The sequence below is a fragment of the Sphingomonas cynarae genome (genome assembly GCF_039537815.1).
In the GTDB taxonomy this organism is placed as follows: Bacteria; Pseudomonadota; Alphaproteobacteria; order Sphingomonadales; family Sphingomonadaceae; genus Sphingomonas; species Sphingomonas cynarae.
Genome location: NZ_BAABBF010000004.1, coordinates 41018 through 61888 on the forward strand (window position 1 = coordinate 41018; position 20871 = coordinate 61888).

General features: G+C 67.3%; 14 protein-coding genes. 3 read left to right on the top strand and 11 right to left on the bottom strand.

The genetic code is table 11. The features are described from left to right. Positions 1–8: 8 nt before the first annotated feature. The 3 genes from ABD719_RS09475 to ABD719_RS09485 are packed head-to-tail and all read left to right on the top strand — an operon-like array spanning position 9 to position 5138. Complete coding sequence (locus tag ABD719_RS09475) at positions 9–758, top strand: DUF6250 domain-containing protein (RefSeq protein ID WP_344693131.1); 750 nt, start codon at positions 9–11, stop codon at positions 756–758. Between the two features lie 13 nt (positions 759–771). Further along, positions 772–3501 (top strand): exo-rhamnogalacturonan lyase family protein, encoded by a 2730-nt coding sequence (locus ABD719_RS09480; protein WP_344693132.1) that lies wholly within the window; start codon positions 772–774, stop codon positions 3499–3501. A 56-nt stretch (positions 3502–3557) separates the two neighbouring features. Beyond that, positions 3558–5138: an alpha-N-arabinofuranosidase gene (locus ABD719_RS09485; RefSeq protein ID WP_344693133.1), complete on the top strand. Its 1581-nt coding sequence runs from the start codon at positions 3558–3560 to the stop codon at positions 5136–5138. Between the two features lie 155 nt (positions 5139–5293). On the opposite strand, the gene ABD719_RS09490 is transcribed toward ABD719_RS09485, so the two are convergent. From ABD719_RS09490 to ABD719_RS09540, 11 genes are all read right to left on the bottom strand, one after another. Next, positions 5294–6097, bottom strand: a complete 804-nt coding sequence (locus tag ABD719_RS09490; RefSeq protein ID WP_344693134.1) for an alpha/beta hydrolase — start codon at positions 6095–6097, stop codon at positions 5294–5296. After that, entirely contained in the window at positions 6094–7626 is a 1533-nt protein-coding gene (locus ABD719_RS09495; protein WP_344693135.1) for an MFS transporter, read from the bottom strand. The genes ABD719_RS09490 and ABD719_RS09495 overlap by 4 nt, the downstream gene beginning before the upstream one ends. A 149-nt stretch (positions 7627–7775) precedes the next feature. Further along, positions 7776–8888, bottom strand: a complete 1113-nt coding sequence (bglB, locus tag ABD719_RS09500; RefSeq protein ID WP_344693136.1) for a beta-galactosidase BglB — start codon at positions 8886–8888, stop codon at positions 7776–7778. Positions 8889–8891: 3 nt separating this feature from the next. Then, on the bottom strand, positions 8892–11858 hold the full coding sequence (locus ABD719_RS09505) for a beta-galactosidase (RefSeq protein WP_425567155.1): 2967 nt from the start codon (positions 11856–11858) through the stop codon (positions 8892–8894). Continuing rightward, complete coding sequence (locus tag ABD719_RS09510; RefSeq protein WP_344693139.1) at positions 11858–12172, bottom strand: L-rhamnose mutarotase; 315 nt, start codon at positions 12170–12172, stop codon at positions 11858–11860. Before ABD719_RS09510 ends, ABD719_RS09505 begins: the two co-directional genes overlap by 1 nt. A gap of 280 nt (positions 12173–12452) precedes the next feature. Continuing rightward, positions 12453–14015 carry a rhamnogalacturonidase gene (locus ABD719_RS09515; protein ID WP_344693140.1) on the bottom strand — a complete coding sequence of 521 codons (1563 nt, stop codon included), beginning with the start codon at positions 14013–14015 and terminating at the stop codon, positions 12453–12455. Between the two features lie 154 nt (positions 14016–14169). Beyond that, entirely contained in the window at positions 14170–15129 is a 960-nt protein-coding gene (locus ABD719_RS09520; protein WP_344693142.1) for an alpha/beta hydrolase, read from the bottom strand. A 4-nt stretch (positions 15130–15133) separates the two neighbouring features. Then, positions 15134–16249 (bottom strand): rhamnogalacturonan acetylesterase, encoded by a 1116-nt coding sequence (locus ABD719_RS09525; protein WP_425567156.1) that lies wholly within the window; start codon positions 16247–16249, stop codon positions 15134–15136. A 56-nt stretch (positions 16250–16305) separates the two neighbouring features. Further along, the gene (locus ABD719_RS09530; protein WP_344693145.1) at positions 16306–17097 is read right to left on the bottom strand and encodes a rhamnogalacturonan acetylesterase; all 792 of its coding nucleotides are present in this window, start codon (positions 17095–17097) and stop codon (positions 16306–16308) included. Then, positions 17094–19448: a glycoside hydrolase family 2 TIM barrel-domain containing protein gene (locus ABD719_RS09535; protein WP_344693146.1), complete on the bottom strand. Its 2355-nt coding sequence runs from the start codon at positions 19446–19448 to the stop codon at positions 17094–17096. Before ABD719_RS09535 ends, ABD719_RS09530 begins: the two co-directional genes overlap by 4 nt. After that, complete coding sequence (locus ABD719_RS09540) at positions 19445–20803, bottom strand: oligogalacturonate lyase family protein (protein WP_344693147.1); 1359 nt, start codon at positions 20801–20803, stop codon at positions 19445–19447. Before ABD719_RS09540 ends, ABD719_RS09535 begins: the two co-directional genes overlap by 4 nt. Between the last annotated feature and the right edge of the window lie 68 nt (positions 20804–20871).

The following is a 20871-nucleotide window of genomic DNA, read 5'->3' on the forward strand; positions in this document are numbered from 1 at the left end:
GCATCGACATGGCTATCCAGTTCGCCCGTCCCTCCACCCCCTCGTTCCCCTGCGGTCGTCGTGCGAGCAACGGCCGCTCTGCCCCGGTGCGATCCGTTCGTGCCGGGGCATTTTTGTGTGCGCTTGCGATCGTCGCGCCGTCGCCGGTTGCCGGCCGCGATCTGCCGATGCGGGTGTCGGGGTGGCGGGTCGAAGCGGAACATCCGGCCGCGCGGGTGCGGGGCGACGGGCGGGTGATCGATATCGATACGCCCGGCGGGCTGACGCTGTGGTATCCCCGCGCGATCACCGGCCCCGCGACGATCGCGTTCGAGGCGATGGCGGTGCAGGTGGGTGGCGCGAACGATCACGTCAGCGACGTCAACGCCTTCTGGATGGCGACCGATCCGGGAGCGCCCGGCGGCTCGCCAATCGGGCGGCGCTCGGGCAAGTTCGAGGCGTATGATACGCTCCTCACCTATTATGTCGGCATCGGCGGCAACCGGAACACGTCGACGCGGATGCGTCGCTATGTCGGCCGGCCCGGTGACCGGCCATTGCTGCCGCAACATGACCGTGCCGATGCGCCGGCCTTGCTGGTGCCCAACCGCTGGACGCGCATCCGCCTGATCGCGGACGGGTCGCGCATCGCGGTGGAGCGGGACGGCGCAACCCTGTTCACCCTGACGGACGCCGCGCCCTATGCCCGGGGCTGGTTCGGGATGCGCACTACGGCCAGCCACTTGCGCATCCGGCGCGTCCGCATCACGCATCCCTGAAGGACCCATTCCCATGACCATTTCCCGACGTGATGCGGTGAAGGCCGCGCTGTTCGGCGGCATCGCCACCACCGCATCCGGCATCGCGCCGGGTCTTGGCGCTGCGCTGGCGAAAGTGCCGGCCGCGACGCCGGTGCCGCTGCGCTGGATCGACGGCACCGCGCCGCCGCTGCATCTGGGCCAGACGGTAGGCGTGGCCTGGCCGCGCGGGCGGCTGCGCAAGGGCGCCGCGCTGTCGGTCAGCGCGGGCGGCACGGCGGTGCCGTCGCAGGCGTGGACCACCGCGACCTGGCCCGACGGATCGATCAAGTGGACCGCGCACGCCATCCCCCCCGGCACTGCGACCGACGCGTTGACCGTCGCGCCCGGCCGCCCGGCCGTGCCGACCGGCGCGGTGCGGGTGGAGGAACGCGGCGACGCCATCCTGATCCGGCAGGGGCCGGTGACGTGGGAAGTCGCGCGCAGCGGCGAGGTGTTGATTCGGGGGGCGCGACATGGCGACCGGCCGGTGTTGGGGCCGGTGACTTTGGTCGGGGCGGTGCGGCCGTCGATCGAGGGAGTGCCGGTCGATTTCACCGGCCGGGTCGAGCGGGTGACGATCGAACAGCGCGGCCCCGTCCGCGCGTGCATTAAGGTGGAGGGGATGCACCGGGCGGGGCCGCGTGGCTGGCTGCCCTTCACCGTGCGGCTCTATGCCTATGCGGGCGGCAACCACCTGCGTATCGTCCACAGCTTCGTCTATGACGGCGATCCGGCAAAGGATTTCCTGTCGGCGATCGGTATCCGCGCCGGCGTGCCGATGCGTGGCGCGATGCACGATCGCCATCTGCGTCTGGCGGCGGATGGGCCGATGTTCGTCGAGGCGGTACGGCCGCTTACCGGCCTGCGTCGCGATCCCGGGTCTGCGTTCCGCGCCGCGCAGATCGAGGGGCGGGCGGTGCCGCCGCTCGACCAGATGGCCAAGACGGTGCGCGACCGGCTGGAGCGCATCCCCACCTGGGGCGACGTGTCGCTCGAACAGCCGAGCGCGCATGGCTATACCATCGTCAAGCGGACGGGGGAGGGCCATGCCTGGATCGATTCTGCGCAAGGCGCCCGCGCCCCCGGCCTCGCCTATGTCGGCGGTCCGGACGGCGGCGTCGCGATCGCGCAGCGGTTCTTCTGGGAGCGCCATCCCAGCGCCCTGCACATCCGCGACGCCGCGACCGATACCGCGACGCTGACCGCATGGCTATGGTCGCCTGAGGCGCCGGCGATGGATTTGCGCCCCTATCGCGGCGTGATGGGGATGGAGGGTTTCCCCGCGCAGAACGAGGGGCTCGACATCACCTATGAGGATTACGAGCCCGGCTGGGACAGTGCGACCGGCATCGCGCGCACCAGCGAACTGACGTTGTGGGCACTGCCCGCCACCCCGCCGACCGCGACGCTGGCAGCGATGGCGATGGCAAACGCCACCCCGCCGCAACTGATGGCGGACCCGGCCAGCCTGCACACCGCGCAGGTTCTGGGCGACTGGGGCCTGCCCGACCGCTCCACCGCCAACCGCGCCGCGATCGAGGACCAGATGGACCGCCTGATCGATTTCTACGCGGGCGAGGTCGAACGGCGCAATTGGTACGGATTCTGGAACCACGGCGACGTGATGCACAGCTACGACAGCGACCGGCATCAGTGGAAATACGACATCGGCGGCTTCGCCTGGGCGAACAGCGAACTCTCGCCCGACCTGTGGCTGTGGTCCGCCGCGCTGCGCACCGGCAAGGCGCAGGCGTTCCGGCTGGCGGAGGCGATGACGCGCCACACGGGAGAGGTCGACAGCTATCACCTCGGCCGCTTCATGGGGCTGGGCACGCGCCACGGCATCCAGCATTTCGCCGACAGTTCGAAACAGCCGCGCGTCGCCAACGCGATCTATCGCCGTCACTTCTATTATCTGACCGCCGATGAGCGCACCGGCGACCTGCTGCGCGAATTTCTGGTCAGCGACCATGCGCTGACCACGGTGGAGATCGGGCGCAAGGTGCCTTCCGGCCCGCCCGCGCCGACGCCGCCGGGCACGGTGGAGATGGGCTTCGGCCCCAGCTGGACCGCATTGTGCGGCGCGTGGCTGACCGAGTGGGAACGGACCGGTGACCCGAAATGGCGCGATCGGATTGCGGCGGGGATGGACAGCATCGGCCGCATGGCGCGCGGCTGGCTGACCGGGAGCGCGCCGTTTGAGCTGAAGAGCGGGCGCTATCTCGATCCCGGCGCGAAAATCCGCCTGTCGCATCTGAGCGCGGTGTTCGGCGCGGTGGAGATCAATGCGGAGATGATCCAGCTGATCGACGTGCCGCGTTACAAGGCCGCGTGGCTCGACTATTGCCGATGGTACAATGCGCCGCGCGCCGATTTCGTGGCGAAGTTCGCCCCCCCGGCCGGCCCCCGCAACCTGCGCGAGGGCCATTCGCGGCTGACCGCCTGGGCCGCCCATGCCGAAGGCGACACCGCGCTGGCGGATCGGGCTGCGACCGAGTTCTTCTCCGGCGAAGCGGGGCTGGGCACGTGGTCCACCGACCCGCGCCGCACCATCAAGGATGCATCGGGCGCGTCCGTGGTCGAATGGCCCGGCGTATCGACCAACGCCGCCTCGCAATGGGGGCTGGCGGCGATCCAGTTGCTGGCGCTGGTGCCGGAGGCGATCGATCGCGGCACCATTCCGCCATGGTCGGAAAAGAACAAGTCGCAACAGGTGTCCTGACCTTTACGCCGGCGGCGCGGTGCATTACTCGGACCAGATAAAATCTGGGAGGATGTATGAAGGCTGGATTCCTTGGAGCGGTGCTGGCGTCGGCAGCGATGATGCTGACGCCTGTCGCGGCGACTGCGCAGCAGGCCGTACCGGTCGCCGCAACAACGACTGTCACCGCGACCGGTACCGTAAAAGCGGGGGCGCCCGGCGCGACGATCGATCGGCGCATCTTCAGCCAGTTCGCCGAACATCTCGGCTACGGCATCTATGGCGGCATCTGGGTGGGGCAGGGGTCGAAAATCCCCAATACCCGCGGCTACCGCAACGATGTGGTCGCGGCGCTGCGCGCGCTGAAGGTGCCGTTGGTTCGTTGGCCGGGCGGCTGCTTCGCCGACGAATATCACTGGCGGGAGGGAATCGGCCCCCGGAACAAGCGTCCGACCAAGGTCAACACCAATTGGGGCGGCGTGACCGAATCGAATGCGTTCGGCACGCATGAATTCATGGACTTCGCCGAACTGATCGGTGCCGAGGCCTATGTCTCGGGCAATGTCGGCAATGGTACGCCCGCCGAAATGGCGGAGTGGGTCGAATACATGACCGCCCCCGCCGGTACGCTGGCGGACGAGCGCGCCAAGAACGGCCGCAAGCAACCGTGGAAGCTGCCGATGTTCGGTGTCGGTAACGAACTGTGGGGTTGCGGCGGCAACATGAAGCCGGATTATGCGGCGGACCTGACGCGTCGCTACGGTACGTTCATCAAGGTGCCCCAAGGCACCCGAACGCTGAAGATCGCCAGCGGTGCCAATGCGGAGGACTATAACTGGACCGAGGTGATGATGCGCGAGGCCGGTGGCCATATCGATGGCATCGGCGTGCATTATTACACCCTGCCCGGCGACTGGGCGAAAAAGGGACCGGCGACCGGATTCTCCGAAGAGGATTATGCGCGCACGCTGTCGAAGACGCTCAAGATGGAAGAGCTTGTTACCAAGCACAGTGCGATCATGGACAAATATGATCCCGGCAAGCGCGTCAATCTGGCGGTGGACGAATGGGGGACGTGGTACGATGTTGAACCGAACACCAATCCCGGTTTCCTCTACCAGCAGAACTCGCTCCGCGATGCGATCGTCGCGGCGCTGAACATCAACATCTTCACCCGCCACGCCGACCGGGTACGGATGACCAACATCGCGCAGATGGTGAACGTGCTGCAGGCGATGATCCTGACGAAGGAGGGGCAGATGGTGCTGACCCCGACCTATCATGTGTTCGAGATGTACAAGGGCTTCCAGGATGCGACCGTGCTGCCGGTCGAGCTGAAGTCGCCCTGGTACAACAATGCGCAATGGGTGATGCCGTCGGTCAGCGCGATCGCCGCGCGTGGGGCGGATGGCGTGATCCGCGTCGCGCTGACCAATGTCGATCCCAACCGGCCGGCGGCGGTATCGCTGACGCTGGACGGCGTGACGGCGACCGGGGCCACCGGCCGCGTGCTGACCGCCGCGACGATCGACGCTCATAACGAGTTCGGTCAGGCCGCGGCGGTGACCCCTGTCGCCTTCACGGGCGCGCAGATGGCCGGCGGTACATTGTCGGCGACGTTGCCCGCGAAGTCGGTGGTAGTGCTGGAACTGCGCTGATCTTCGCAAGCCCCTCTCCATACGGGGAGGGGCTTTTCCACCCGCCGTCATTGCCAGCGCAGCGAAGCAATTCAGAGCGTCAGGCGCGCGGCTTCTGGATTGCTTCGCTGCGCTGGCAATGACAGATAATGGTAGCTGCGCCGGGCCGACCGGGTTTAACTGTCCGGCGCGAACCCGGTCTGCCGCAACCACGCCGCACACAGCAGCGGCCACAGGCTGACCGGCAGGTCCGGCGTATCCAGCGCGAAACCATGCGGTGCATCGGCGAAGATGTGCAGGTCTGGCGCACCGCCCTTCGCCACGATCGCGTCCTTCAGCCGGTACGCGTTGGCTACCGGTACGACGGGATCGTTGCCGGCATAGACGATGAACGTCGGCGGCGGCGCATCCGCCAGTTGCGCGTCGGGTTGGAGCAAATCGTACATCGCCTGTTTCTCGACCGGCGGCAGCGGCGGCTTGTCGGCGACGATGGTGCGCCCAGCCGCGTTGGTTGAGATCGGCGCATAGCCGATCACCGCCACGTCCGGCCGTGCCACTTCAGCGCCCTCCGCCAGGAGACACGCCGCGAGGTGCCCGCCCGACGACAGGCCGACGACCCCGACAGCACCATGCCCCACCGCCCGGATCATCGCCATCGCCCGGATCGCATCGGCGCGCGAGGCCAGCGGCCCGGTATCGGTGGTCGGGAAACGATGGACCAGTACATAGGCGTGGATGCCGAGCGTGTTCAGCCACCGCGCCACCGCGACGCCCTCCCGCTCGACCATCAGTTGCGTATAGCCGCCGCCGGCCAGCACCAGCATCGCCGGGGCATCCGCCGCGCCGCCCGCAAAGCCGAACAGCCATGGCCGCGCCACCCTTCCGACCACGCCCTCGTCGGACAGCGTGAACGCGCCCTCGACCGGTTCGTCGTCCCACAACGCCGTCGCGCTGTCCGCTCCGAACATCGGCCCGCTCATGCCACCGGGTTCCGGCCCCAGAGCTGGTCGTAGCGCCAGCCCGACAGGTCCTCGACCACGCGGGCGTTACGCTCATCGGTGGGGGTGTGGTGGCCGGCGCGAAGATGCTCGATCTCGTCCAGCAGGATCGCATGCGTCTTCGGGTCGAGCCGGAACCGCGTCGACACGATCACGCCGAAGATCAGCATCGCGACCGTCCCCAGCCCCAGCACGCCGACGATCGCGGCGATCGCCTCCGGGCTCTGCACTGTCGCCTTCGACACGAAGCCCGATGCCTGCATCACCTGTCCGACGAGGATGACGGCCAGCGCCTGGCTCATCTTGCGCACGAAGGTCATCACCCCCGCGAACGCACCCTCGCGCCGGCGCCCGGTCACGATCTCGTCGACGTCGGCCATGTAGTTGTACGTCGCCCACGGGATGTAGTTCAGCGCGCCGCGCCCCAGCCCGGCGAACACCACCGGCAGCCAGAACAGCGACGAGGTGGCGGTATAGCCCGCGCCATACATGCCGAGGAAGATGAACACCCCGATCGCGAAGCTGAGCGCGGCGAAGCGATATGCCATCGCGGGCGACAGCCGCAGCGCGAAGTTGATCGCCAGCACCACCGCGACCAGCTGCACGATGTAGGTCACGCCGACCAGTTGCCCGACGATCGCGGTCGATCCGGCCAGCGCGAAGATCACGAAATAGGTGAAGGCCGCGTTGTAGATGTCCTGGCTGATGTACCCGCCCAGATACATGCCCAGGTGCAGGCGGAACGCGCGGATGCGCAGCGTAGAGAACAGGTTGCGGTACAAAGCCCGGAACGACGCGCCGAGCGTCGGTCGCTCGCGCGCATCCTCCTCCGCCTCAAGCTCCGGCGGCCGCTGCCGTTCCCAGCTGAACGCATAGAGCAGCCCGGCCGCACCCATGAAGAGGATCGAGAAGATGATGCCCATGTACAGGTAGGTGTCGGGCGAATCGGGCCCCAGATAGGCGATCAGCCATGCCGGCAGGAACGCGGCGGCGATCGCGGAACACTGGCCGCACAGGATGCGTGCGCCGGCGAACTTCGCCTTGGTCTTGTAATCGGTCGCCATTTCGGACGCGAGCGTCTCGTACGGGATGATCTCCATCGCATAGACCATCTCGAACAGGACGTAGGTGACGAGATAATACCAGAAGCTTTGTCCCGACACCCACATGATCGCGAATGCCGGCAGCAGCGGGATCGCGGCGAGGATGAAGAACCGGCGCCGCCCGAACCTTTTGCCCAGTCGCGTCCGGCCGATATTGTCCGACAGATGCCCGATCATCGGGCTGGTGAACGCATCCAGCACCCGCGCCACGCCGAAGATGATCGTCGCCTGCGCCGCCGACAGCCCGCAGAAGCTGGTGTAGAAGATCAGGATCCACGTGCTGATGACCGCCATCGAGCCTGCGCCCAGCACGTCGTTCGAGCCATAGGCGAGCAGGTTGTACCACTTGACCGGGCGTGAGGGGGCCACGGGCATCGCGGGAACGACAGCGGCGGGCGTGCTGGCCATGGGCTTCCTCAACGTAAGAATAATCCGTGCCCCGGCGAAGGCCGGGGTCCAGTAGCGATGTGGGTCGTTGGCGGGCGCTGCGCGTCTTCGCGTCGCTTCGGCCCAACTGGCCCCCGGCTTTCGCCGGGGAACAGCCATTGGTCAGTCGATCAGATATACGAGCGCAGGAACTCGCCCAGCGCGACGATCGCAAGGCTCTGGCCGTACGGCATCGAGGTGAGGGCGATGTCCTTGTAGAACTGCATCGTGTCGCCCATCGCGGTACCGAAGCTGACCTGCTTCAACTCGCCCTTGTCGTCGATGTTGGCGAGCACCGCCTGCACCGCCTTGATCCCGACCGCCTCGTAATGGCGCGGCAGATACCCCTTCCGGACCGCCTTCAGGATACCATAGGCGAAGCCCGCCGTCGCCGATGCCTCCAGATAGCTGGTCGGATCGACGATCAGCGTGTGCCACAGACCGCTTTCGTCCTGATGCTTGGCCAGCGTCTTCACCTGCGCCGCCAGCGTATCGATCAGGAAGGTGCGGAACGCGTCGCCGGGCTGCAGATCGAGCATCTCGATGATCTCGGGGATCGCGATCGTGACCCAGCAATTGCCCCGCGCCCACAGCGCGCCGGCGAAATTATGCCGCTCGTTGAAGTCCCAACCGTGGAACCACAGGCCGGTCTTTGTATCGAACAGGTACTTGATGTGGATCAGGAACTGGCGCTTGGCCTCCTCGACATAATGCGGCCGGTCCAGCAGCAAGCCGATCTTGGCCAGCGGCAGCACCGACATCATCAGTGTGTCGTCCCACATTTCGCCGGGATTCTCGTCGTTGAAGACGATGTGCTGGAACCCGCCCTCTTCGGTCTTGGGCAGGCCGTCATCGGCCATCAGCCATTCGGCCCAGGTGTCGAGATAGGGGATATAGCTCTGGTCGCCGGTCTGCTCGTATAGATAGGCCAGCGTCAGGAACGGCGACATCGTGTTGATGTTCTTGGTCGGCGTGCCCGCGGCGAACCGGTCCTCGAACCATTTCAGCATTACGTCGAACGCGTGCTGATCGCCGGTCTGCTCGTAATAGCGGTACAGGCCGAACAGGCCGATGCCGTGGGTCCATTCCCAGTCGTTCCACCCCTTGGTGTCGATGACGCGGCCGTCCTCCAGCCGCAACAGGAACTCGCCCGTCTCGTCCTTGATGTTGACGAGGTTGTCGATCAGCAATGCGATCGCGTCGGTCACCTGCTTGCGCGGGACCTGATGGGTAAGGGCGGCCACGAATTACTCCTTGGGGGTCGATAGGGTGGTGGGGGCGGCGACGGTGCCGACAGACACGCCGCCGCGAACATGATGTAGGGTGACGAGTTTCACCGGCTCCAACGCGGCGCCGGGCGCACCGTCGCCGGTGACGGCAAGGGCGAGCGTGTTGCGGCCACGATGGTTCAGGATTCCCTCCGGCACCGGAAACGTCCGCTGCGGGCCGACATTGGCGGCGAACTGCCCCATTTGCCAGCCGTTGACGAAGACCAGCACGCGGTAACGCCCCGGCCCCGGCGAACGCGGGGTGGCGGGATCGCCGAACTGGACGCCGATCGTGGCATCATCGCCCTTGGGCACGGTCAGATCGAAGCGGGTGCGATACCAGATCGTGCCGGGCACCGGCGTCTGCGCCGGTACGGTCGCGGCGGTCCAGCCGGTGTCGTTGAAGCCCGGCAGGTGCCAGCCCATCCGTTCGCCATACTGGCCGCCATTGTTGGCGGGGCCGCGCATCGGATCGGGCAGATCCTCGCCGCCCTGCTTGCCCTGGATCTTCCACGCCACCGGCACCGCGAAGCTGATGCCGCCGGGTTTCGCGATCGACACGGAGATCAGCCCGCGCGCCTCCTTGTGGAACTCGTCGGAATCGAGATCCCAGTTATGGCCGTTGTTGCGGACCATCACCGACAGCACATGCTCGCCCGGCGCAGAGGCCGCCTCGGGCAACGCGAATTCGGCGACGCCGGTGGTGATCGGGCGGGGCAGGCCGGTCGGCAGTTCGTGCTGGCCGACCAGCTTGCCGTCCAGCCACAGTTGCAGCATCCCCGCACCGCCTGCACCGTAATGCAGCGCGATCGTCTTCGCCTCGGGCGAGCCGGTGAAGCGACCGCGATACCAGACGTCGCCGTCGTGGAAACCGTAGCCGTCCATCGACAGGCTCGGTTGCCCGGTGGGTGGCCGGATCGTGCTGGCGTTGCGCCCGCCCGAGGCGACCGCCCATGCGCTGTCGTCGAAGCGGGGATCGGTTTCCGGTGATCCTGGCGCGCTCTTCCACCCGGTCAATTCGGGCAGCGTCAGCGCGCGCGGTCCGGCCAGCGCGGTCCGTGCGGCGAGGCTGCCGCTGCCGCTGCGCGTCGTCGCGATCGATTGCCCGTTCCACCGCACGCGGTCCGCGCTGGTCCACACCTCCAGCGGCTCGCCCCCTGCGGTGTCGCCGGTCAGCGCCAGCGTACCGCCCGACAGCGTCGCATGACGGACGAGGTTGGGACCACGCACCAGTGTCGCCGGATCGGGACGGAAGAAGCGCTGCGCCTCCTTCACCTCGCCGATCAGCAGCGTCAGTGGCGCTTTGCCGCCCTCGATCCGCACGCGGGCGAGGCCGTTATGCGCATAGGTCAACTTCAGGTCCCGCTTGCCGGCATCCCAGGCCGAGGCGACATCGCCCTCCAGCACGGTCACCTTCGGCGCGGCGGCGAAGCGCAGCACGGTTTCGCCCTTCTCGCTCGGCCGGCCATAGAGCAGCGCGATGTCCTCCGCGCCCCGCCGCAACGAAGTCTGGAGTTCGGAAGTCGAATAGACCAGCCGCTGCCGTTCCAGATCATATCCCGCCAGCAACAGCTTGGCGTCCAGCCCGTGCAGTTCGCTGGCAAAGCTGTAGCGGCCATCGGGCAGGTCGGCGGTGATCGTGAAGATCTTGTCACCGCCGGCGGTCGATGGCTTGTGCGCCACGAACAGCAACCGCGCATCGGTATCAGGATTGCGGTCGTGATACACCTGCACGTCCGCCGCCGAGACGGTGACGGGCGACGCCTTCACCAGCTTCGCCAGATCGGCCACCCCGGTCGCGAATTGACCGAGCTGCTTCAACTCCAGTGCCTTGTCGCGCAGCACGCGCGCTTCGGAGATCGCCGATCCGTAATCGTAGGACGTGTACACCACCGGTGCAGGCAGCCAGCCCCAGCTGGTGCCGCCATAGCCCATGTAGAAACTCTGCGCGGCGATGCCGTTGGCGATGTTGGTGCCGTAGAACACGCGCTGATACCCGACACCGCGCTGGATCGCGTTGCACGGGTACATGCCGTTCGATCCCCAGTAATCGAACCAGCCGCCGCCGAATTCGGCGATGAACCCTGGCGTCTTGGGCGAGGCGCTGGCCCCGCCGCGCGCGCCCTCGCCGTACAGGCCCCAGTCGGGGGCGGGGGCGCCCTTGGTCACCTTGTTATGCACGGTGCAGGTCGCGCCCGGATAGCCGTCGAACGCGTAGAGTTCCTGCGGCCCCGGCACGGTCAGCGGCACGGTGGACGATTTCGGCACCCAGTAACCGTTGCGGCCCTGATCGTTGTGGAAGATCGGCACGGTGATGCCGTCGGCGCGCGCCTTGTCGTACAGGTGCTGCATGTAGCGGCCCTGCGACGGCGTGGTCATCGCCAGTTCGTTCTCGATCTGGTGCAGGATCACGGTGCCGCGCCCGTCGTTCAGCTGGTGGCGCGCGATGATCGCGTTGATGCGGGTCAGCCATTCGTCAGCCGCCGCCATATATTCGGGATCGTCGCTGCGCGCCCGCCCGCGCTGGTTGACCAGCCAGCCGGGAAAGCCGCCGCGCGACAGTTCCGCATTCACATACGGCCCGGCGCGGGTGATGACGTAGAGCCCTTCCTCCTTCGCCATGTCCAGCACCCGGTCCATGTCGCGGATGCCGGTGAAGTCGTACACGCCCTGTTTCGGGCTGTGGTATCCCCAGTCGAAATACAGCGCGACCGCGTTGAACCCGCTCGCCTTCATTTTCTGCAGGATGTCGCGCCACAGATCGGGGGAGGGCAGGCGGAACGGGTGGAATTCGCTCGACCAGATCAAGGTCGGCTTGCCGTCGATGATGAACGACCGTTCGTCGAACGCCACGCGCGGCTTGGCCGGGTTTGCGACCTGCGCGGGGGCTGCGGTGGCGCCGAGCAGCGCGGCGACGCCGACGAGAAGAGGGGCGAGGCGGCGCATCAGGCGAGGTGGAACAGCGGCACGAGCGGCCATTCGACGGGCTTGTTGTCCGGCTCCACCAGCATCAGTTCGGCCATATGATCCCACCAGCGCCGCATCACCGGCTGGTGCGGCAGCGCATCACGCGTGTTATCGTCGCGCAGCTTCAGCACCGCGAACAACGCCAGCGTTTCCTCGTCGAGGAAGATCGAGTAATCATAGATACCGGCGGCCGAGATCGCCTCGGCCAGTTCGGGCCAGATTTCGTCGTGACGGCGACGATATTCGTCGATGACGCCGGGCTTCAGCTGCATACGAAACGCGTGGGTAGACATCGGACCTCTCCGTCCGTCGATCATGTGGGACAACGGATCATTATCTGGGAGTCATGCCCGATTGGGGCGGGCGCGTCAATTACCCTTCCTCTATACCCGTCCCGTTCAATGGGTTGCTGCAGCAGGATGTGTAGCCTCGGCAGAAGCTACTTCCCCGGCGGAGGCCGGGGTCCAGTTGGAGAGGCTGCGGTGGGCGATCACTGCCCTCCACCGAACTGGGCCCCGATCTTCGTCGGGGAGGCAGGAGTGGTCTTATGACGATCTCTTCAGGGGGGTGGCGTCAGTCAGCAGCCACGATCCTCACCCCTTTGCCACCCGTCACCACCGCCTCTCCCGATGCCCTCAACCCTTCGATCACGATGTCTCGCCCGTCCTCGACGATCACTGGCGGGCGGGCATCGGGCATGTCGGTCGACAGCGTCACATGGCGGGCGGTGATGCCGCGCGCGTGGCGAACATACAGGCCGTAGGCGGGCAGGGTGCCGAACATGCTGGGTTCAGGATAGCCGTCCCGCGCCTCCGGCACCGGGCGTGCCGCATAACTGGCGGTACCGCCGCCGGCATAGCGGAAATCGAGATCGGTCAGCGTCACGTCCTCGATCGGGCTGTCCGCCAGCCCGACGATGGAGGCCGCGAAGCGTGGATCGATCCCCGTGGCGGTCAGGTTGGCGATCGCGACGTGGCGGATGCGGCCAAGGCCAGTGCCATCCGGCCCACGGCGCCGGTCGCCGGTGCGCAGGAACAGCGGTGCGGTCGTCACCTCGCCCATCGTCAGATTGCGGGCGCTCACCTCCTCCAGCACGCCGCCATCCACCGTTTCCAGCGCCAGCCCGCGGCATCGCTGGAAACGGCAGTTCTCGATCCGGATGCGGCGGAAACCGCCATGCGATTCGGTGCCCAGCTTGATCCGCCCCGTCACCCGGTCGCGGTCGGGTGCAAGTTGCTGGGTCCGCTGGCGCGTACCATCCAGCAAGGTGCCGGGGTCGAAGCCCGATACCGAGCAGCCGGTGATCGTCACATCCTCACATGCGCGCTTCTCGCCCAGCGCATAGCTTGCCTTCAGCACGATCGCGTCGTCATTGGGGCTGTTGACGTGGGAGTTGGTGATGATGACGCGGCGGCAGGCGTCGATATCGATGCCGTCGCGGTTGGTGTCGATCCGCAGACCCTCGATCGTCACATCGTCGCAGCCGGTGCAGAGGATCGCGAAATGGCCGCCGCGTGCGATCGTCAGATCCGCGATCCGCACCCGGCGCGCGTTCTTCAGCGCGATCGCCTTGTTGCCGCGCCCGTTCATCAGGCTGCGGTCCGGTTCCAGCTGGCGCATTTCGGTGCCGGTGACGCCGCGCATCGAGGCGGGGTGCGACCCGGCGTTCTTGCCGCCGCCCTTCCACCGCGCGCCCGGCCCCTCACGCGTCAGGCCGATCCCGTCGATCATGCCGGGGCCGACGATCGCCACGTCATGCACCCCGTCCGCCCAGATCAGGCTGTTGTGGAAATGGCTGTGGCCGAAATCCTGATACACGTCGTTGGAGGGTGATTCGGGCAGGTCGTATCCGCCCGCATGGCGCGCCGGATCGGCCGCCTCGATCACCGCGCCCGCCGCCAGCATCAGCGTGATGCCACTCCTGAGCCGGATCGAGAAGCACAGGTAACGCCCGGCAGGCACCAGCACCGTACCACCCGACCGTGCCACCGTGACGATCGCGCGGTTGATCGCGTCATGATCCAGCGTCCGCCCGTCACCCTTCGCGCCGAAGGTCCGCACGTCGACCGGTGCAGCGGCGGCAGTCAACAGCGGCATCGCAAGGCTCGCGCCGATTACGGTGCGTCGGTCGATCACGCGATCGACCCAGTGGCTGATATCTTGGCCATGGCTCTTCCCCGGCGGAGGCCGGGGCCCAGTTGGGAAGGCTGTCGTGATTCATCGTTCCCGTTCGCCCAACTGGACCCCGGCCTCCGCCGGGGAGGAGCAGAGGGGTGGGCGCGGAACATCGTCACGCCGCCCAGCCGTGTCGCGCGGCGAACGCGGCGACCAGATCGATCCAGACATGCGGTTTGCCGTCGCGTCCGATCAGCGGCACGCCGTGGCCGCCCGCCTCGCCGATCATCATCTCCGACGGAATTTTCGCCGCCTGCAACGCGGTGAACATCCGGATGCTGTTGGTATAGGGTACCGTCCGGTCGTCGGCGGCGTGGCAGACGAAGGTCGGCGGCATCGTGGCGGGGACGTGGCGTTCCAGCGAATATCGATCCGTGGTCGCCGCATCCGGCGCGGTGCCCAGCAATTCACGCTTCGATGGTCCATGCGCGTCCGCTTCCGCCATCGTCACCACGGGGAAGAACATGCCGATCGCCATCGGCCGCGCCGGCAGCGCGTCGGCGGCATCGACCGGGTCATAGGTCTTCGCCGCCGCCTGTTCCCCCAGCCGCCCGACCAGATGCCCGCCTGCCGAAAATCCCAGCGCCAGCACCTTCGCCGGATCGAAGCCCCAGCCCGCAGCTCCGGCACGGATCACCCGCATCGCCCGCTGCGCATCCTGCAATGGCGCATCCGGCCCGGCCGCCCAATGGTCGTGCGGCAGGCGATAGAGCAGTTCGAACGCGGTCGTGCCATTCGCGGCATAAAGCTGGGCGAGGTTCGATGGCGCATTGCCCACCGCGATCCGGGCATAGCCGCCGCCGGGAATCATCAGCACCGCCGTCCCGTTCGGGCGGGCGGCCGGCGTCACCTTCAATACCGGGGTCGCGAGGTGCGTCCACGCGATGTCGTCGGCGGGACCATCGGGCGATCGCTTGACGAACACATCGGTGACGATGCGCCCCTCGCCACCGGGCACACCCCTGGGCCAGAGCGGCAGGCGCTGTGCCGCCTTCAACGGGGCGGGGGCCTGCGCGCGCAGTGGTGCGATGCTGGCGATAGCAAGGCCGGAGGCGAGAAGCGTGCGACGGTCCATCGGGTCAGTTTCCTGCCGGTCGCTGGTCGCTGAACGCGACGCTGGGGGCGATCCGGAATGTCTCGGGCGCGGGTGGATGCGCCGGGTCGAATGGCGGCAGCTTCGGGGCGAGCATCGTGGCCAGCGGCAGGCCGGCGGTTCGTACTCCCTCCGCCACCGCGCGCGCTAGCACCCAGGCGCCGTAATTGTCGTGATGTGTCGCGTCCTTGCCGCCATCGTTGAAGGCGAGGGGCGCGCGGGCCGGCCCCAGCGCCTCGTAAAAGGCGATCGAGGCGGCGTTCAGGTCGATCAGCGGCACCTTTTCCGACGCCGCCACTGCGCGTACCGCTTCGGCATAGTCCGCCAGCGTCGGCTTGATCCGGTCGCCCGTCCAGTTGCGCCGTTCGGGCGAGGTGACGAGGATCGGTGTCGCGCCCCGCCGCCGGAATTCGGCGACGAAGGCGCGCAGCCAGTCGCGATAGGTGGTCGCGGCGGGGGCATGGGTCTGCGGCCACTGTGCCTTCTGGTCGTTGTGCCCGAACTGGATCATCGCCCAGTCGCCCGGTTTCACCCGCGACAATGCCTTGTCCAGCCGCAGTTCGGTGACGAAGGATTTCAGCGTCTCGCCGGATTCGGCATGGTTGGCGACCGCGATGTCGGGGCCGAAGAACGCCGTCAGCATCTGGCCCCAGCTTGCCGCCGGTTCGAAACGCTGATCGGTGACGGTGGAATCGCCCAGCAGGTAGAGCGTCGGCACCTCGACCGGTGCGATCTCCACCGATCGTACCGCCGCCGTCTCGCCCAGTATCTCCAGTGTCAGCCGGTCGTCCCAGGTAAACGATCCCTGCTCGCGGTCCTTCAGCCGTACCGCCGTACCGCCCGGTGCATTGAGCGGCGGCGGGGCAAGTGCGGGGGTGCGAACGTTGACGACGAAGCTGCGCGTCACGCTCCCGCCGCGTGGCATCGAGATGGCATCGAGCATCAGCCGCCGGCTTTCCGCCTTGATCGTCGTCACCGATGCGCGTTTCGGATCGCCCAGCGTCACGGTGACGCGGTAATTACCCTCGGGTAGCTTGATCGAGAACAGCCGCCGCTCGCCCGGTTCGTGCCCCGACGTGCCGTCATAAGGCGCGGCGGTCATCGGCGTGAACCGCTGTGCGGCAGCGGGGGTCGCCAGCAAAGCGATCACTGCAACGATCAGCCGCACGACGGCGTCCGCCGCAACGTCTTCGCGACCGGCAGGCCGGTGCGGCGAAGGCCCCCGGCGATCAGCGCGGCGACGCCGTCCGCTCCCGTCTTGCTGAAATGCACGTCATCGTCGACGCCCTTGGGAAAGCCGGGCCAGTTGTCCGCCGGGGTGGCGTGGAGATAGAACCGGCGCGAACCCGCGTCGCCCGCACGTTTCACCCAGCGACGCGACAGCGCGGCGAGGTCGATCAGCGGCGTCTTCGTCTGTTCGGCGACCTGTTTGGCGGCATCTTCATACAGCGGGAAGCTGCGGGGCACGTGCCCGTCCTTGAAGCTGCGGCGGGTGACGGGCGTAATGACGACGGGCGACGCGCCATGCTCGCGCGCCATCTCGATGAAGCGGCGCAGGTTGGTGATGTAATCGGGGATCGGGGTGAAGCGCTCCGCCATCTTCTTGGTATCGGCGTCGTTGTGGCCGAACTGGATCAGCAGCGTGTCGCCCGGCCCGATATCGGACGCGATCCTGTCGAACCGCCCCTGTTCGATGAAGCTGCGCGTGCTGCGGCCGCCGATCGCGCGGTTTTCCACCGGTTGCGCCGTCCAGCAACGGAGCGCCGTACCCCAGCCGGATTGAGGGGCCTTGTCCGCCTTGTAATCCTGCGCGGTGGAATCGCCCGCGATGAAGATGCGGGGTGCGGGTGCCGCGCCCATCAGCAACAGCGCAGTAACTAATAGTCCGGCTTGTCCCATGAATGATTCATAGGGAATGCGGATCGGCCGCGGCGGGGCGATCGGGATCATGGCTTGCTCGTCAGGCTGGTGGCGGCGGTGCGCAGGCCGGGGGCGGTGGCGGTGATGCGAACAGCGCCGCCGCTACCCCGTACCATCGCCAGCGCGCGACCGGCATTGGTGGTGCGGGTAGGGCTGGCGAAAGGGGTGTGATCGGTCACGCTGCCATTGTCGAACGCCGCCAATGTACCGCCGCTGACCGCCATCGTCACCGGCACCGCCGCGTCGGGCACGATCACGCCCTTTGCATCCACCACTTCGATCCGGACATAGCCGACCGCATCGAAGCCGGTGCCGATCGCCTTCGCCTCCGGCACCAGTCGAATCGCCGCCGCCGGGCCGGCGGTCTGCAACCGGTCCTCGCCCAGCTTGCGCCGGCCGTCCCAGCCGATCGCGCGAACCTCGCCGGGGGTATAGGTCACCTGCCAGCTGCGCGCGCTGTCGTCTTTCGGGCGAGGTTTGCGCCCCTGCGAACGGCCATTCACGAACAGTTCCACCTCGGGCGCGTTGCTGTAGACCTCGACCGTTTCGGGATGGGCGCCGCGGTTCGCGGGCGACCAGTCGGCCAGCGCGCCCGGTCCCTTGGGCTGGGGCAGCGCGACGCCGACCATCGTCGGCAGTTCGCTGATGTCGATCACCTCGGTCACGCGCCGCGCGATCTTCACGACGGGGGCGTCGGACCACCAGCTGGCGCGTTCCCAGCCGATCGGCTTCACCGCATCGGTGCGGTCGACCAGACCCGACGGGTTGCTGATCGCGGGCCAGCCGGCGCGGTCCGCCTCCCCCAGATAATCGACGCCGGTCCACAGGAACATGCCGGCATAGGCGGGATCGTCGCGCACGATCGTCCAGCTCCCGCGGTTCTTGCTGTTCTCGGTCCCGACGATCTTGCGGCTCGGCTTGTCGGCATGGGCCTTGGCCAGTTCGTTCTCGCGGTAGTTCTGGCCGACCACGTCGAGCAGGTCGGCGGTGCCGTTCTCGTAGTCATGCGTCACGTTGGGGCGGAACAACGCCATGGTGACCGGGCGGGACGGGTCCTCGGCATGGAACACGTCGCGCAGGCGGGTGATGATCGACTGCGCGACCAGCGGATAGGGCGTGTCGTGGATCTCGTTGCCGATCGACCACAAGGCGATCGAGGGGTGGTTGCGATCGCGCCGTGCCATCGCGCGGGCATCGATCGTCGACCAGTCGGTGAAGAACAGGTGATAATCCTGCGGGTTCTTCGCCACCGTCCACATATCGAACGCCTCGTCCATCACTACCAGCCCCAGCCGGTCGCACAGGTCGAGGAATTCCGGCCCGAACGGGTGGTGCGCGGTGCGGATCGCGTTGACGCCCAGCGCCTTGAGGCCCTTCAGCCGGCGTTCGTAGAAGGACAACGGCACCGCCATGCCGAACGCGCCGCCATCGGCATGGATCGCGGTGCCCTTCAGCTTGATGTTGCGGCCGTTGAGCCAGAAGCCGGTCGACGCCTCGAACTTCATGTCGCGGATGCCGAAGGTAACCCGGTCCTCGTCCAGCACCGCGCCGTCGTCGGCGACGACCCGAACCACGGCGTTGTGGAGCGCGGGGTCGGCGATGTCCCAGCGGCGCGGTTTCGTGACGGCGGCTTGTGCCGACAGATCGATGGTGCGGCCGGCGGGCAGGGCGACGGGTGCGCCCTTCGCGGTGGCGACGCGGCGGCCGTCGGGACCGAGCAGGTCGATCTCCAGATGCGCCGTGCGATCGGTCGTACCCTGGTTCACCACGCTGCTGCGCACCGCCACCGTCGCGGCGTCGGCGGTCAGGGTCGGGGTGGTGACATAGGTGCCGTCGGTATCGACATGCACGTCGCCGCTGACGATCAGGCGGACATGGCGATAGATGCCGCCCCCCGCATACCAGCGCGACGCGGGTTGCGACGACGTGTCGGCGCGCACCGCGATCACATTGTCCCCGTCCGCCTTCAGGTGCGGGGTGATCTCGTAGCGGAAGCTGGCATAGCCGTTGGGCCGGTGGCCGACATGCACGCCGTTCACCCACACGCCCGAACGCTCCATCACCCCGTCGAACTCGACGAACACGCGTTTGCCACGCAGGTCGGGGGTGACGGTGAAATGCTTGCGATACCAGGCGACGCCGGTCGGCAGGAACGCGCCCGATCCGGTCGCGGCGGCGTGTTCGTCGAACGGGCCGGCGATCGCCCAGTCGTGCGGCAGGTCGACCGCGGTCCAGCCGGTGTCGCCGAACTGCGGCGCTTCGGCCCCGGCCACGTCACCGCGGTTGAAGCGCCAGTCGGCATCGAACGGCACCCTGTCACTCGCCAGCGCGGGCGCGGCGAGCAGGAGCAGCGGGGCGACGAGGATCGACAGGCGGTTCACCGTACCGTTCCTGTCTTGGCGATCTCGACCGCGTAGATGCCGGTGCGGCCTTCCATGTTCGACCGGAAGACCAGCCATTTGTTGTCCGGCGTGAAGTGGATGTTGGGTTCGAGTTGGTAGTTGTGCTTCGAGAGGTCGACCAGCCGTTCGGGCTCGAACGTGCCCGGCGCGATCAACTGGTCGGCGTCGGCAGCGTGGATACCGGCGACGTCGGGGATCGCCTTGGGGGTCAGCAAGTAGAGCCATTTGCCGTCCTTGGCGTGGGCGACCATCTCGCTGTCGCCGCCATCCCCGGCGAAGGTCTTGCCGTCCGACGAGGTGTTGTAGTGGACCGACCACTGGTCGCGCTCGACATGATACCAGCGGCGCTTCTTCGTATCGACGTCATAGCCGGCGACCCAGAACACCTGCCCGCGCGGGGTCTGCAGGTCGTACCAGATCGTCTTGCCGTCCGGGCTCCACCATTCGTGGCCGGCGATCTCCATGTTCATCGTGCGCTGGTGAACTTTGGTGAGTTGCGTGCCGTCGGTGCGGATCGTCCAGATGCGGTCGACCTTGTGCCACGGTCCTTCGTGACAGAACATCAGCAGGCCGGGATCGGTCGGCGAAAATTGCAGATGGTTGAGCCAGTCGGTCGCCTTGTGGACGACCTTGCGCTCGCCGGTCTTCAGGTCGACGGTGAAGATCTCCATCGGGATGCGCGCTTCGAGCCGGTCGTTGAGGCGCACTTCCTTGGCCTCTGCGAAGGGCAGGGGTTTGCCGTCGGGTCCGTTGGCGGCGTATTCGGCCTGATCGGTCTTGCCGCTGCGGCCCTCGCGCCCCGGTTGCAGCGGCATCGCGCGCGCCGCGACCTGACCCGCTACCAGCGTCTCGTCCGCGTTCATCGTGTCGACCTGCCCGGCGGGGAGGTCGATCACCTTGCGCGCCTTGCCGGTGTCGATGTCGGCGGCCCAAAGTTCCAGCGGCTCGCGCTGCCCGTCCGATCCCGCACCGGCGGCAAGGGCCTTGCCAGTCGATCGGACGGTATAATAGGCGGTACGCGTCTTCTGGCCGGTGAACAGCAGGCGGACGATCTTCTGCCGGATCAGCGACTTCACGGCCCATGTCTTCAGATCGACGACCGAGATGCCCTCGGCGGTGGAGAAGATCATCTTGTCGCCCTGCGGGGTGAAGGCGTTGTAGTTGAAATAGAGCGCGTAATTGCCCGGTGCATCCGACAGGCGGATGATGCGGTGACCAGTCTTCGCGTCGATCCACGACGCGGGTTTCGACGTGGCCGACGCAGCCGGCGCGGGCGCCTGCGCGAGGGCGGCGGCCGGCAACGCCAAGGCGAGCAACAGGGACGCGAACTTCATGCACCACTCCTTGGGAAACGCAGGGCGATCTTCGGCCGCCTTCATCCCAGATGATCGGACTCTATCTC